This window comes from Bacillus sp. B19-2 (assembly GCF_022832475.1).
GTDB classification, from domain to species: domain Bacteria; phylum Bacillota; class Bacilli; order Bacillales; family Bacillaceae; genus Bacillus; species Bacillus paralicheniformis.
In genome coordinates, this window is record NZ_JALHKQ010000002.1 from 565,582 (window position 1) to 580,489 (window position 14,908).

At 45.0% G+C, this 14,908-nt stretch carries 11 protein-coding genes and 1 pseudogene; 10 read left to right on the forward strand and 2 right to left on the reverse strand.

Annotation, left to right across the window (positions count from 1 at the left end):
- Positions 1-12 precede the first annotated feature (12 nt).
- Positions 13-918, forward strand: a pseudogene (gene tagH / locus MST20_RS09980) (teichoic acids export ABC transporter ATP-binding subunit TagH); the annotation flags it as partial.
- A 64-nt stretch (positions 919-982) separates the two neighbouring features.
- Here tagH and galU read toward each other — a convergent pair.
- Positions 983-1,861, reverse strand: coding sequence for a UTP--glucose-1-phosphate uridylyltransferase GalU (galU, locus tag MST20_RS09985; protein WP_075751504.1), 879 nt, complete (start codon positions 1,859-1,861; stop codon positions 983-985).
- A 369-nt stretch (positions 1,862-2,230) separates the two neighbouring features.
- On the opposite strand from galU, the gene wecB reads away from it, so the two are divergent.
- Complete coding sequence (gene wecB / locus MST20_RS09990; protein WP_243941900.1) at positions 2,231-3,373, forward strand: non-hydrolyzing UDP-N-acetylglucosamine 2-epimerase; 1,143 nt, start codon at positions 2,231-2,233, stop codon at positions 3,371-3,373.
- A gap of 274 nt (positions 3,374-3,647) precedes the next feature.
- On the opposite strand, the gene tagU is transcribed toward wecB, so the two are convergent.
- Positions 3,648-4,577 carry a polyisoprenyl-teichoic acid--peptidoglycan teichoic acid transferase TagU gene (gene tagU / locus MST20_RS09995; RefSeq protein WP_243941902.1) on the reverse strand — a complete coding sequence of 310 codons (930 nt, stop codon included), beginning with the start codon at positions 4,575-4,577 and terminating at the stop codon, positions 3,648-3,650.
- A gap of 197 nt (positions 4,578-4,774) precedes the next feature.
- Between tagU and MST20_RS10000 the strand changes: the two genes are divergently transcribed.
- The 8 genes from MST20_RS10000 (at position 4,775) to MST20_RS10035 (ending at position 14,870) form a co-directional block, all read left to right on the forward strand.
- Positions 4,775-5,095 (forward strand): hypothetical protein, encoded by a 321-nt coding sequence (locus MST20_RS10000; RefSeq protein WP_243941904.1) that lies wholly within the window; start codon positions 4,775-4,777, stop codon positions 5,093-5,095.
- Positions 5,096-5,124: 29 nt separating this feature from the next.
- Positions 5,125-7,269 (forward strand): SpoIID/LytB domain-containing protein, encoded by a 2,145-nt coding sequence (locus MST20_RS10005; RefSeq protein WP_243941906.1) that lies wholly within the window; start codon positions 5,125-5,127, stop codon positions 7,267-7,269.
- A gap of 84 nt (positions 7,270-7,353) precedes the next feature.
- Complete coding sequence (locus MST20_RS10010; protein WP_243941908.1) at positions 7,354-8,841, forward strand: N-acetylmuramoyl-L-alanine amidase; 1,488 nt, start codon at positions 7,354-7,356, stop codon at positions 8,839-8,841.
- A 253-nt stretch (positions 8,842-9,094) separates the two neighbouring features.
- The gene (locus tag MST20_RS10015) at positions 9,095-9,730 is read left to right on the forward strand and encodes a sugar transferase (RefSeq protein ID WP_481747912.1); all 636 of its coding nucleotides are present in this window, start codon (positions 9,095-9,097) and stop codon (positions 9,728-9,730) included.
- Between the two features lie 23 nt (positions 9,731-9,753).
- Positions 9,754-11,193, forward strand: a complete 1,440-nt coding sequence (gene tuaB, locus MST20_RS10020) for a teichuronic acid biosynthesis protein TuaB (protein ID WP_165428232.1) — start codon at positions 9,754-9,756, stop codon at positions 11,191-11,193.
- 22 nt (positions 11,194-11,215) lie between these two features.
- On the forward strand, positions 11,216-12,394 hold the full coding sequence (tuaC, locus tag MST20_RS10025) for a teichuronic acid biosynthesis protein TuaC (RefSeq protein ID WP_243941912.1): 1,179 nt from the start codon (positions 11,216-11,218) through the stop codon (positions 12,392-12,394).
- A 188-nt stretch (positions 12,395-12,582) separates the two neighbouring features.
- Positions 12,583-13,923 carry a UDP-glucose 6-dehydrogenase TuaD gene (gene tuaD / locus MST20_RS10030; protein ID WP_279599996.1) on the forward strand — a complete coding sequence of 447 codons (1,341 nt, stop codon included), beginning with the start codon at positions 12,583-12,585 and terminating at the stop codon, positions 13,921-13,923.
- A 17-nt stretch (positions 13,924-13,940) separates the two neighbouring features.
- Positions 13,941-14,870, forward strand: a complete 930-nt coding sequence (locus tag MST20_RS10035; RefSeq protein ID WP_243941914.1) for an NAD-dependent epimerase/dehydratase family protein — start codon at positions 13,941-13,943, stop codon at positions 14,868-14,870.
- Positions 14,871-14,908 lie beyond the last annotated feature (38 nt).

The following is a 14,908-nucleotide window of genomic DNA, read 5'->3' on the forward strand; positions in this document are numbered from 1 at the left end:
GAGATTTTAATGATGAAACTAAAAGTTTCGTTTCGAAATGTTTCAAAACAGTATCAGCTCTATGAAAAACAATCGGATAAAATTAAAGGGCTGTTTTTTCCGATTAAGGATAAAGGTTTTTTTGCTGTGCGGAATGTCTCCTTTGACGTGTATGAAGGGGAGACGATCGGATTTGTAGGGATTAACGGATCGGGAAAATCGACGATGTCCAACCTGCTTGCAAAAATCATTCCGCCGACAAGCGGTGAAATCGAAATGAACGGGCAGCCGTCCCTGATTGCGATTTCCGCAGGATTAAACAACGCGCTGACGGGCAGAGACAACATTCGTCTCAAGTGCTTAATGATGGGTCTCACAAATAAAGAAATTGATGAGATGTATGACAGCATCGTTGAATTCGCAGAAATCGGCGAGTTTATCAATCAGCCGGTCAAAAGTTACTCCAGCGGGATGAAATCCCGGCTCGGCTTTGCGATCTCAGTGCATATCGATCCTGATATTTTAATTATTGACGAAGCATTGTCAGTGGGCGACCAAACCTTCTATGATAAATGTGTTGACAGAATTACCGAGTTTAAAAATCAAGGAAAGACCATTTTCTTCGTCAGCCATTCAATCGGTCAAATTGAGAAAATTTGCGATCGAGTCGCCTGGATCGATAATGGCGAGCTGCGCATGTTTGACGACACAAAGACGGTCGTAAAGGAATATAAAGAATTTATAAGCTGGTTTAAAAAGCTTTCCAAAAAAGAGAAAGACAAATATAAAAAAGAACAATTAGCCAGCCGCAAACAGGTCTTGTCTGAAGAAGATCTTGCTCATCGTGAAAAAGACAAGAAAAAACAAAAATCTTTGGCAAATATCATTCCGATTGCGGGTTTGTCCATCCTGGCTGTATTGGCCGCCGGAGCGATGTTTGTTTAAAAGAAAAGGCAGATGACATTATAAAAAGCTATTGGAGTGATATCCAATAGCTTTTTTATTAAACTTCTTCTTTTGCCAGAAGGTCCTGCATAAATGGAATCAGTGAATCCTTCAGTTCGCTGTCCTGCATGGCAAATTCGAGAGTTGTCTGGATAAAACCGAGTTTTTCTCCGACGTCATAGCGTTTGCCTTCAAAGTCATAAGCGAATACGCGCTGGATTTCGTTTAACTTCTGAATCGCATCTGTCAGCTGGATCTCTCCGCCCGCGCCGATTTGCTGTTTATCTAAGTACATGAAAATTTCAGGAGTAAAGACATACCGTCCCAAAATCGCAAGGTTAGACGGTGCCGTGCCCGGTTTTGGTTTTTCAACGAAGTTTTTGACCTGGTATAGGCGTCCTTCGTTTGTCAAAGGATCAATAATCCCGTAGCGGTGTGTTTGGTCTTCAGGCACTTGCTGAACGCCGATAACGGATGAGAGAGTTTTTTCGTACTCGTCCATCAGCTGGCGAAGGCCTGGTTTTTCCGCTTGGACAATATCGTCTCCAAGGAGCACTGCGAACGGCTCGTCCCCAATAAAGTTGCGGGCGCACCAAACGGCATGTCCGAGTCCTTTCGGTTCTTTTTGGCGAATATAGTGGATGTCAGCGAGATTTGACGCTTTCTTTACTTTTTCAAGCAGTTCAGTTTTGCCTTTTTCCTCCAGGTTTCGTTCGAGCTCCGGCGAGAAATCGAAATGATCTTCTATCGCTCGTTTGCTTTTACCGGTAACGATGATAATGTCTTCAATGCCGGCTTCAACGGCTTCTTCAATAATATATTGAATGGTTGGTTTATCTACGATTGGAAGCATTTCTTTAGGCATCGCTTTCGTTGCAGGGAGGAAACGTGTTCCAAGGCCTGCTGCGGGAATAATCGCTTTACGAACTTTCTTCAACTCAATACACCTTCCTTAAACTATGTTTTCTACTCAGCGAGAAAAAATACGCTTTAGCAAGCGGAGAGTATGCTGAATATATGTATGGTATACCCCGAAAAATTACAATTACAAACTCATCATATAAGAAAAACAATTCTTAAACAAGTGTAAACAGGTATAAAGCGTAAAGATGTTATATAATGAAGGGAAATCTCATTCTTCAACAAGGATGGTTTGAGTTTGATCAACGGATGTTTTATGATGAGAATATCGTCCGTAAGCAATCTCGATGGGGCGATTTATTCCAACGAGGAACATGGGCAAAGTTATAATAATAGACGATTTTTTTAAAAAAAGCTGTTCATACAGAAAACAGGTGATAGAAAAATGAAGAAACTAAAAGTCATGACAGTATTCGGCACGCGCCCTGAAGCCATTAAGATGGCGCCGCTCGTCCTTGAATTAAGGAAATATCCCGAAATTGAGTCTTATGTGACGGTTACAGCGCAGCACAGGCAAATGCTTGACCAGGTGCTTGAAGCTTTTAACATAAAGCCTGACTTTGATTTGAATATCATGAAAGAAAGGCAAACACTGGCTGAAATTACGTCTAATGCGCTTGTGAAGCTGGACAAGCTGTTTCAGTCGATCAAACCGGACATTGTCCTTGTTCACGGTGATACGACAACGACATTTGCGGGAAGTCTTGCCGCTTATTATCACCAGATCTCCGTCGGCCATGTAGAGGCGGGGCTCAGGACCGGAAACAAATACTCGCCGTTTCCCGAGGAGCTGAACAGGCAGCTGACGGGATCGATTGCCGATCTTCATTTTGCGCCGACAGAGCAGGCCGAAAAGAATTTGCTCCGTGAAAATAAAGACCCGGAGACGATTTTCGTCACTGGAAATACGGCAATCGATGCGCTTCACACAACAGTGAGGGACGGCTATTCACATCCCGTTCTTGAAAAAATAGGAAATGACAAGATGATTTTGCTTACCGCCCACCGCCGTGAAAATTTAGGTAAGCCAATGGAAAACATGTTTAAAGCGATCAGGCGGATCGTCGAAGAATTTGACGACGTACAGGTTGTTTATCCCGTTCATCTCAATCCCGCTGTTCGTGAAGCGGCTGCAAAGCATTTCGGCGATTTGGAGAAGGTCCATCTGATAGAGCCGCTCGAAGTCATTGATTTTCACAACTTTGCGGCTGAAGCTCATTTCATCCTCACCGACTCGGGCGGGGTGCAGGAAGAAGCGCCGTCGCTCGGAAAGCCGGTCCTCGTGCTTCGAGATACGACGGAACGGCCCGAAGGCGTTCAGGCCGGGACGCTTAAGCTGGCAGGCACGGATGAAGATAAGATCTATCAGCTGACTAAACAGCTGTTGACCGATCAAGATGAATATCGCAAAATGTCCCGGGCTTCAAACCCGTACGGGGACGGACAGGCTTCGCGGCGAATTGCAGATGCGCTGCTTTATCGGTACGGATACCGAAGCGCTCGGCCTGACGTGTTTAAAGATAAATAAAAAAGCTTCCCTTTCAGGAAGCTTTCAGCGTGTCGACAAACCCTCGCATTCGTTGTCAGGCCTGCTAAGTCGGTGCTCACGAATAGGAGGAGGATCGGCGGCTAACCGCTCAGGCGTCCTGCCTGAACGTCGCCGACATCACCTCTTGTGAAAGTCAGCTTCCGATGCTCGGCCTTCCTAGACTGCGAGGGTTGCGGGTCACGCTGAAGGGATGACAAAATCCCAAAACTAAAAATCGTTTTGAGATTTTGTCAACAATCTAAAAGCTTCCTTTTCAGGAAGCTTTTTTATTAAGGCTTTCTTTCAATTCAGCTGTAATGTCGGCCAGGGAACTTTCGTCGGCTTTGTAATAATAGATGCCGTTGATTTTTGTGCCGTCGCCTTTCAGCTCATGCTGGATGACTTTTGAGCGGGCTTCTTTATAGCCGGATTGGATATCCCACATATCGTCAAACGTGAGATTCGTTTTAACGTTGTTTTCGATCACTTTGAACATATCACCGAATTTCGTGATGGACGATATATTGGCGCCTTTATTAATGATTCCTTCAATGACTTGACGCTGCCTGTTCTGGCGTCCGAAGTCACCGTTCGGGTCCTCTTTTCTCATTCTCGTATAAGCGAGCGCTTCTTTTCCGCTCAGCGTAATCTCGCCTTTGCCGAATGAATATCCGTCATAGTTGAAAGCGAACGTACTGTTCACGGTAATGCCGCCGAGCGTATCTACGACATCCCTGAAGCTTTCCATATTGACTTTGATAAAGTAGTCGACAGGAACATCGAGGAAGTTCTCAACCGTGTCTACCGTCATCTGAACACCGCCGAATGCGTATGAATGGTTGATTTTATCCAACTTGCCTTTGCCGATAATTTCAGTATACGTATCCCGCGGGATGCTGACCATTTCAGTCGTTTTCGTTTTCGGGTTTACCGTCATATAGATGAGGGAGTCTGCGCGCCCCTTATCACCGTCCCGTTCATCGACACCCATGAGAAGCACGGAAAACGGGTCATGATTATCAATGTCAACAGCTGAATCGCGTTTTTTCGATTTGTTAATATTTTCATGAATGTTCGCTACAGTAGATGCCGCTTTATGCCATAAGTAATAGGCGTAACTGCCTGTGCTGAGAACAAAAATACCGATCAAAGCGATAATTGTATAAAGAATTTTTTTCTTTTTCTTCCTCTTTTCAGCTCTCATATAGCCCTCACCTTTTAATATTCTACTTTGATTATAAGTTTCTTAAAATTCAAAAACAACAAAAAGTTATATGTGTCCTTTTGGATAGACGAAATCCTTAGAAAAATGTTTCAAAAAAACCAATCAATCTGCAAAATTTTTCGCTATAATTAAAGAATCTGTTGGAATTTGTCGATAAAAAGGGAGAGGTGAAGAAGATGAAAAAACTCATAGTTCTAACATTATCAATGCTGCTTTTGTTGTCAGCCTGCGGCACTTCGGGCCAATCGGAGGACAAGTCAAGCACAAACAATAAAAATGCGGCATCTGAAGAAACCGTCACTAAAGAAGGCTCATTCGTTGGGTTGGCTGACAGCCACACAATTGCGGTGAACATCGATGGCAAAGAAACAACGCTTCAAGTCGATGAAGATCTTCAGGATAAAGTCAATTCCATTGAAGAAGGCAAAAAAGTCGAAGTCCAATATACAAAAGGCGAAAATGGCGTTTTGGAGCTGAAAAGCATCGAAACAAAATAAAGAGCTGAATCAAGGGGGTTCATAACGTTTTGAAAAAGATGAAGCTTCTGCTTCTGTCGTCAGTAACTGCTGCAGCTCTGATGTTTACACAATCTGCCCAGGCTGCCGACAAAACAATCTCGGTAAAATTAAGCAATTATTTGGGCAATAAATCAAGCGTTGATGTCGGCATTACCGGCGCATACGAAATTCCGGGCTCAGGGATCTCCTCGACAGAGCGGTACGGCGGGGCGACCCGCTTCGATGTGGCAAACAATGTTGCATCTGCCGGATGGACAAACCCGAGCACTGTCGTGATTGTCAATCGGGACGCTTTTGCGGATGCGCTTTCTGCATCTCCGCTTGCAAAGAAGTACGATGCGCCGATTCTATTAACGGATGCGGGCACGCTGACTGCGAAAACCGAAACTCAAATTGCCAAGATGAAGCCTGATAACATCTTAATTATCGGGGGAACGGCGAGCGTTTCCAAAAATGTTGAAAACACGCTGAAAAAGTATGGAGCCATTGACCGCATCGGCGGCGCCAACCGCTATGATGTGTCCAAAAACATCGCGAGCCGGATGGGATCCTACAGCCAGGCGATTGTTGCCACAGGTCTAGTCTTCTCCGACGCTTTGTCGATCGCGCCTTATGCGGCAATGAACGGTTACCCGATACTGCTCTCAGGGAATAATACGATCCGAAGCGATTACAATATTCCGAGCAAGGTTACGATCGTCGGCGGTCCGTTGAGTGTCAGCACAGGTGTTGAAAACACATTAAAGAAAAAAGCGACTGTTACACGCATCGGCGGAGCGAACAGATACGAAGTATCGGCGAATATTGTCAACACGCTTAACATGAACGCATCAAAGGTTTTCATGTCTAACGGAACGACTTTTGCGGATGCGCTGGCCGGCTCTGTCCTTGCAGCCAAACAAAAGCATCCTTTGCTGCTTGTCCAATCGGGCAGCCTGCCGACTCCTGTTGCAGATGTAGTCGCGAAAAAAGGAACCCAGTCTTTTGCTTTGCTTGGGGGGACCACCTCAATCACGGATTCATTGAAAAATAGTCTGGCAGACATGCTTACCGGAGACGGATACTCTGTTAATCTATCAAGCGGAAAGCTTGTGCTCTACAAAAATAATAGAGCTGTCAAAACGCTTGGAACGTCATTTACGGCATCACCTAAAAAATATTCGACGTCAAATTCCATCAGCATCAACGGAAGGCCTTATTTGGGCAATATGAAGTTTACGATTGAATCAAGCAAATATGTTCGGCCGATAAACGAAAACATTCCGTTCGAAGATTATTTAAAAGGTGTTGTGCCGCACGAAATGCCGGCAAGCTGGCAGACGGAAGCGTTAAAAGCCCAAGCGGTGGCAGCGAGAACATATTCGGTCGGTTCCGCAGGAAAAGTAGTGGCCGATACACAAGCGTTTCAAGTTTACGGCGGATACGACTGGAATTCGAAGACATCCAGCGTTGTAAATACCACAAAAGGACAAGTTTTAAAACATAACGGCAATTTAATTTCGGCCGTTTACTCATCAAGCAACGGGGGATATACGGAAGCAAGCGCAGAGGTATGGGGCGGCAATGTTCCATATTTAATCGCCAAAGCGGATACATATGACCCGCAAAACAGCTGGTCGATATCCTTGAATAAAACGCAGATCAATACCAGCGGCTTAAACCTGAGCAGTCCTAGCACATGGTGGAATACGACAAATGAAACGAACTCCGCCTATTTGTCTGGACTGAAAAGCTGGTTTATTACCAATAAATATCCTACTGCAGAATCCATTAAGATCACGAAAATCTCAAGCCTGACCCTGAGCAGCGCGAAAACTGCCGGTCAGCGGCCGAAAACAGCAGAGGTGAGGTTTTCTTACTTTGTCAAAGAAAAATCAAACGGCTATGTTCTGTCAAACGGAAATCTCTCAGAAAAAACAGCGACGATTTCCGTGACGACGACTCAATTAAGATCGATGCTGGGCGGCATGAATATGAAGAGCACATATGCTTCTGTATCCAACAATACGAATGCTTTTACTCTCAGCGGTAAAGGATTCGGCCACGGCATCGGCATGAGTCAGTACGGAGCAAATGCCAGAGCTGCTGCTGGGCATGATTACAAGAAAATCTTAAGTTTCTACTATCCAAATACGACTCTATCAAGCTATTAATAGAGTTAGAACAGGAGGCAGCAGTGCCTCCTCTGTTCATGTTCAGGGGAAAACATAACATTTACATTTTTGGAGGTTATTTTTTTGAGGGTTTTTCTTAAAGCTGTACCTATGTTGTTGTTAGGGTTCTTTTTGTTTGTACCTAATGTATTTGCAGCCAACTCTGTTACAAGATTAGACGGTGCAAACCGTTATGAGGTTGCGGTGAATGTGTCCAAGCAGGGATGGACAAGTGCAAGCACTGTCATTGTTGCAAATGGAAAGGCATATGCCGATGTCCTTTCAGCGACTCCATTTGCCTATCGAAACAACGCGCCTGTCCTATTAACGGAAGCGTCCAAATTGCCAACGGCCACTAAAAACCGAATCAGTCAGTTAAAACCTAGCAAAGTGATTGTAATCGGCGGAACCGTCAGCGTTCAAAACGGCGTCGTAAGCGAGGTTAAAAAGCTAGGTGTGTCATCTGTCGAACGCATCGGTGGGGCCAATCGCTACGAGGTTGCGGCAAATATTGCGAATAAGCTGCCGAGCAATTCAAAAGCTGTCATCGCAAACGGAACGGCGTATGCCGACAGTCTTGCGATCGGCGCATATGCCGCGAGAAACGGGATCCCGATCCTTTTAACATCGTCCAATTCCATCCCGACAGCGACAAAAAATGCGATGAAGAGCAAAGGAACAACATCGACCATTGTCGTAGGCGGTGAAGTCAGCATCTCCAGCAGCGTATACAAACAGCTTGCTTCTCCGACGCGGATCGGCGGCAGCAACCGCTATGAAGTCGCGGCCAATGTCGTCAAGAAATACTATTCTTCTGCCAAGAGTGCAATTATCAGCAATGGCTATGCATATGCCGACGGATTAACAGGATCTGTTCTGGCGGCTAAGCAAAACCGTCCGATGATATTCACGAATGCATCATCTTTGCCGACACCGACAAGAGAAGTAATCGGGTCTAAAAAAATGACGACATTTACCGTGCTCGGCGGAACGGTTTCTCTTCAATCGAATGTCGTGTCACAGCTGAAAAATCCGATCGTCGGCAAAAAAATCTTCATTGACGCGGGGCATGGGGGTACAGACAGCGGTGCTGTAGGCAACGGTTTATATGAGAAAAAAGTGAACCTTGATGTTGCAAAATTAATTAATACGAAACTATCAAACGGCGGGGCGCTGCCAATTATGGCGAGAACGAACGACACTTACCTGACGCTCGCACAGCGCGTGTCAAAAGCGCAGTCAAATCATGCGGATTTGTTTGTCAGCATCCATGCAAACTCGGCAACGCCTGCTGCTTCCGGAACAGAAACCTACTATTATACAACGTATGAATCGGCCAACAGCAAAAGGCTGGCAACCGAGATTCAAAACCGTCTCTATGTTGCATTGAATACGAAAAACCGCGGTGTGAAAATCGGCAACTTCCATGTCATCAGGGAATCAAAAATGCCAAGCAGCCTTGTTGAACTTGCGTTTATCAGCAATGTAAGCGATGCGACAAAACTGAAAAGCTCGACTTACAAAGAAAAAGGCGCTAAAGCGATTTACGACGGAATTGTTGCTTACTATTAAAATATAAAGAAATTCGTTTTTCGGAAAAATTGCCTATGCTGCCTTTGTTTTGTCTTTATAATATAGTATGATATTTTTGGTGAATTTAAAGACAAAACGGAGGCGGTGCATTTTTAACAAAAAATCAACGAATTTACTAATTTTAATAACTCCTTTACATTATGTTTACGTTCGTATGCTACACTGACGAATAGATCAAACAGTAACATACTAATCGAGGTGTATGCTAGTGAGTATCGACAAAAGTTTAAGAATGTACAATGAACATTCAAGCCAGCAAACTTATTCCTGTGCTCTATCAAAAAAAGCAGTACGTTATTTATATATGAAGCGGATAATGGATATTGTCCTTTCCTTGATTGGGCTCGCTCTTACACTGCCGTTTATTCTGCTGTTTTGTATATTAATCTGTATCGAAACACCGGGTTCCCCGTTATACCGGCAGGAACGCGTCGGAAAAGACGGGAAGCATTTTAAGGTGATCAAACTGCGTTCTATGAGAATTGACGCAGAAAAATCCGGTGCGAAATGGGCGCAGAAGGATGATCCGCGCATCACTGCAGTCGGGTCTTTTATAAGAAAAACAAGAATCGATGAACTTCCGCAGTTGATCAATGTGCTGGCCGGAGACATGAGCATTGTGGGGCCAAGGCCTGAAAGACCGATGTTTACCGCTCAGTTTCACCATGAAATTCCGGGATTTAAAAACCGCTTAATTGTTAAGCCCGGGTTAACGGGACTTGCGCAGGTAAACGGAGGCTATGATATCGGTCCGAGAGAAAAATTGGTGCACGATCTGTATTACATTCGGAATTTAACGTTTCTTCTCGATTTGAAGGTTATGCTGAAAACGATTAAAGTAGTATTAACCGGCGAAGGAGCCAGATAATACGAGGAAGTTAGGAATATGCTATGTCTACCATTACGAAACAAATATTAAGCGGTGCAAAATGGACAAGTGTTTCAACTTTGATCGTCACGGTCATTCAAATTATACAGTTTGCACTGCTCGGCAATATCATGACAATTGCCGAATTCGGTTTGGTCGGAATGCTGACCACCGTAACGATTTTTACACAAATTGTACTTGATATGGGATTCGGGGCCGCTTTAATTCAAAAGGAGAACATCAGTGAACGCCAATTATCGACCTTATATTGGCTGAATATCCTAACGGGCATCCTTTTGTTTATCGGCCTCTTTTTCCTGAGTCCGTTCATCGCAGACTTTTATCAGCGGGACGAACTGGTTTTTCTTGTGCGGATTTTGGCCGTCATGTTTTTAATCGCCCCGGTCGGCCAGCAGTATCAATATATGCTGCAAAAAGATCTGAAGTTTAATGTGCTGAGCAAAATAGAAGCGGGTGTCACCGTTTTGTCATTTGTGCTCTTGCTCGTTTTGGTTTTTCTGATGGATCCGATTGTGGCCTATGCATTGTCACAAGTTTTTCTTAATTCGGTTAAAGGCATCATGTTTTTTGCTGTATATTTAAAAAAATGGCGTCCTTCTCTCGTCTTTGCGTTGGGGGAAGTGAAAGAATTTTTCTCATTCGGCGCGTTTCAGCTCGCTTCAAGGCTTGTAAACAGACTTGGCGCCAATATCGATATGATTTTGATCGGACGGTTTCTCGGTGCGGAAGCATTGGGAATCTATAACCTAGCGTATCAAATTATTACGATTCCCGTATTAAAAATCAATCCGATCGTGACACGGGTAGCATTTCCCGTCTTCTCAAAGAATCAAGGGAACAATCAAACGCTGCGCGAAGGCTTTTTAAATATGACAAAGCTTCTCTCGCTGATTTCATTCCCGCTTCTGATCGGATTGATGACTGTTTCCGATTTATTTATTGAAGTCGTCTTCGGAGAAAAATGGCTGCAGGCCGTACCGGTTCTGAATATCCTCGCGATTGTCGGGCTGCTCAGGGTTCTGATGAATCCGAACGGATCGGTTTTGCTGGCGAAGGGGAGAGCAGACCTGGCATTTTATTGGGACAGCGGGATCATGCTCCTTTACGGGCTGTCTCTTTATGCGGCGGTATTAACGAATGATTTGACGATTACCGCCTGGACCTATGCAGCGATCAGCCTGATCAATTTCTTTATCGGCAGATGGCTGCTCAAATATGTCATCCAGCTGAAGATGGGCGAATATTTCAGAACCGTTGGAAAACCGCTGGCCTTGACACTGCTCATGGCATTGCTGGCTCTTGTCTTGAGCGTCGGCAGCAGACATCTGCTTCACGGCGCCATGCTTCAGCTGGCAGTTTCCGTCGGAATCAGCGGAATTTTTTACGGTTTACTGGTCGGCAAATTTTATCGGCGGGCTATGAGGGCTCAATTAGGAAGATGACAGCAGAAAGGGCGTTTCATCATTGAAGGTTCTTTGGATTACCAGTGTTTATCCAAACAGTCAAAAACCGGGAGAAGGCGTTTTTCATGAAACACAGGTTCAGGCGCTGCGGATGCAGGGCGTTGATGTGGCAGTCATATGTCCATCGCCTGTGAACCCTGCTCCCCTCAGGCTGCTGAAAAAAAAATACCGTCAAGTCCGAACAGTCCCGGAATATGAAGAAAGAAAAGGCATCCCGGTCTACAGACCGCCGTATACGGCTCTGCCTGGACAGCTAAAATGGGCTCAGCCGCATCGCCGGATTGCAAAGTCCGTCTTGAGGACGATCGAGAAGCACGGGCTTGCGCCGGATCTTATCCATGCCCATTTCGCGATGCCATCCGGGGGTGCCGCTGCCGTTATTTCACAGAGGCTGAAAATTCCTTATGTTCTGACTTTGCACGGAAGCGATGTCAATATTTATCCCCATTACAGCAAAGGCGCATGTCGAGCATTTGAAACAGCTGTGCATTCCGCGGCAAAAGTTCTGGCTGTCAGCGATGAGCTGAAAGCCAAAACAAAAGAAATGACCGGTGCTGAATGTTCGGTCCTTCCTATCGGCGTCAACCTGGACCGGTTTCAAACACCCTCCGCTTCAACATTTGAATTGAGGGAGAAATTCGGCCTGCCGAAAGACAAAAAATTGCTGACGTTCGTCGGCCGCTTGGTGAAAGGAAAAGGAGTAGCCGAGCTGGCGGAAGCGGTCAGGCAGCTTGATGACAGCTACAGAGCTGTGTTCATCGGCGACGGACCGGAGAAGCAGCACATTCGTCAAACCGCCGGTGAAAAAGCGATATTGACGGGGCAGGTCGCAAACCATGAGATATCAGAATATTTGGCTGCATCAGATCTGTTTGTGCTCCCTTCGTATTCTGAGGGGATGCCGACTGTCGTCATCGAAGCGCTCGCCCTCAAGGTTCCGGTGCTTTGTACGGCGGTCGGAGGGGTTCCGTCTTTATTCGGAAAGCACGAGCATCTGCTGATCAAGCCGCGCTCGGCTTCCAGCATAACAGAAGCTGTCAAAGGTTATCTGGAAGGCGCGGATTGGCAAGAAGACATCGCTGAAGAGCTGTATCAAACGGTGCACGATGATTATGACGCCTTTGAAAATGCCGGCAAGTTGCTGGATGTGTATGGGGATGTTGTCGAGAACAAAAATTAAGTTGGGATCTGTCGGTTAATATGAGTATGAGTGTTGAATATAATACTGTTTAAACCCATTTATTTGCGTCTAAGCTAATAAAAATAAGAATTGGGAAAACGGAAAACCCAGATTTTTTCAATAGAAAGAGATAAAGATCATTACCTAAATCAAGCTATTGGATTTGAAGGGTCAGCTGAAAGAAGGGAATGATAATGTTGAAAAGAATCGCTGTCATTGGAACGGGATATGTTGGGCTGGTGTCTGGAACTTGTTTTGCCGAAGTGGGAAACTCGGTTGTCTGCTGCGATATTGACGCAGAAAAAATAAGAGGACTCTCAGCCGGAGTGATGCCGATTTATGAAAACGGCCTAAAAGAACTTGTGGATAAAAACGTAAACGAAAATCGCTTATTTTTCTCTACTGATATTCCCAAGGCGATTGAAGAAGCTGATATTATTTATATTGCAGTCGGAACACCGATGTCGGAAACAGGGGAAGCAGACCTGACATTTGTCAAATCTGTTGCCGAAATGATCGGTAAGCATCTGAACGGCTATAAAGTCGTCGTCAACAAAAGCACTGTCCCTGTTGGAACAGGAAAGCTCGTACAAGCCATTATAGAACGCAATTCAGAAGGGGAATTCCCTTTCGATGTCGTTTCGAATCCGGAGTTCCTTCGTGAAGGAACAGCTATTTACGATACGATGAATATGGAAAGAGCCGTCATCGGTGCGACAAGCGAAAAGGCTGCTGCGATTATTGAAGAGCTCCATAAACCTTTTCAAACGAAAATCGTCAAGTCTAACCTTGAAAGTGCAGAAATGATTAAATACGCTGCAAATGCATTTTTGGCTACAAAGATCTCGTTTATTAATGATATCGCGAATATTTGTGAAAGGGTCGGAGCTGATGTATCAAAGGTGTCTGAAGGTGTCGGACTGGACAGCAGAATCGGCAATAAATTTTTGAAAGCCGGAATCGGCTTTGGCGGCTCTTGCTTCCCTAAAGACACAATGGCTTTATTGCATATCGCGAAGTCAGTCGGCTATCCTTTTAAAATGATTGAAGCTGTCATTGAGACGAATCAAAAGCAGCGCGCCCACATTGTCCAAAAGCTCCTTGATGTGTTCGGCGATTTAAACGGCATGACCATTTCGGTTCTTGGGCTGGCGTTCAAGCCGAATACAAACGATATGCGCTCGGCGCCGTCTCTGGATGTCATTCCGATGCTGAGAAGTCTCGGTGCTAAAGTCAAAGCGTTTGATCCGATTGCTGTACCCGAAGCAGAAAAGCTTCTCGGCGACCAAGCCGTTTACAGCGAAGATCTGTACGAGACGATTCAAGATACGGAGGCTTGCGTCATATTGACAGAGTGGCCGGAAGTACAGAACATGGATATTGCCAAACTTAAAGCTGCTTTGAAAAACCCCGTCTTAATCGATGGACGTAATATATTTGAAATTGAACAAATGAGAAACGAAGGTATGATCTATCATTCAATCGGACGGCCGGAAGTACAGGGAGAAGGAATCCTGACCAACGTATAAACAACGGGGGGATAACAATGGAAAAAGTACTAGTGACAGGCGGATGCGGATTTATCGGCTCGCATATCGCTGAACAGCTTCTGAAAGAAAATTACCGGGTTTCAATTCTTGACAATTTAACTACGGGACACCGCTCAAACATTGACGGTCTCCCGGTTGACTTTTATGAGCAGGATATAACAAAGCCGGAAGTCATCGATGTCATCAAAAGCATTGATCCCGATTATATTATTCATTTAGCTGCACAAGTAAGCGTGGCGGAGTCTGTCAGCGATTTTTTAAATGATGAAAACATCAATATCAAGGGTTCGCTCCATATCATTAAAGCAGCAGGTGAATGCAGCGTGAAAAAGATCGTCTTTGCATCATCAGCAGCTGTTTATGGAGATCCTGAATATCTGCCTGTCGACACCCGTCATAAAACAAATCCAGGCTCACCCTACGGGCTGACGAAGCTTACGGTGGAGAACTATTTAAAATTGGCCTATGATCTGTATGGAACCGAGTATTGCATTTTGCGTTACAGCAATGTATACGGACCGCGCCAGGACGCAAAAGGAGAGGGCGGCGTCGTATCGATTTTCTCCGATTTGCTGACAAGCGGCAAGGCTCCGATGATTTTTGGAGACGGAGAACAATCGCGCGATTTTATTTATGTCGGTGATGTGGCTTCCGCCAACATCAAGGCGCTCAAAGCTCAATCAAACGTTTGTTTAAATGTTTCAAACGGCTTTTCGATCACGGTCAATGAGCTGTTTGCAGAGATGAAAAAAGCGACGAACTCGGCGCTGTCTCCGATTTATCAAGATGAAAGGCCGGGGGATATCCGCCACAGCACACTGAGTAATGAAGAAACAAAGAAAATTTTAAATTGGGAACCAAAAATGCCGCTCGCTGAAGGACTGGAAAAGACCATTTCATATTATAAAAAAGAAATGAATACGTAAATCACTGGCTGCTGGCTGATGTCGGCAGCCCTTTTCCA

Coding starts and splice junctions, on each gene's coding strand:
- wecB (WP_243941900.1), top strand. CDS start 2,231: ATGAAGAAACTAAAAGTCATGACAGTATTCGGCACGCGCCCTGAAGCC.
- tagU (WP_243941902.1), bottom strand. CDS start 4,577: ATGAGAGCTGAAAAGAGGAAGAAAAAGAAAAAAATTCTTTATACAATT.
- MST20_RS10000 (WP_243941904.1), top strand. CDS start 4,775: ATGAAAAAACTCATAGTTCTAACATTATCAATGCTGCTTTTGTTGTCA.
- MST20_RS10015 (WP_481747912.1), top strand. CDS start 9,095: ATGTACAATGAACATTCAAGCCAGCAAACTTATTCCTGTGCTCTATCA.
- tuaB (WP_165428232.1), top strand. CDS start 9,754: ATGTCTACCATTACGAAACAAATATTAAGCGGTGCAAAATGGACAAGT.
- tuaD (WP_279599996.1), top strand. CDS start 12,583: ATGATAATGTTGAAAAGAATCGCTGTCATTGGAACGGGATATGTTGGG.
- MST20_RS10035 (WP_243941914.1), top strand. CDS start 13,941: ATGGAAAAAGTACTAGTGACAGGCGGATGCGGATTTATCGGCTCGCAT.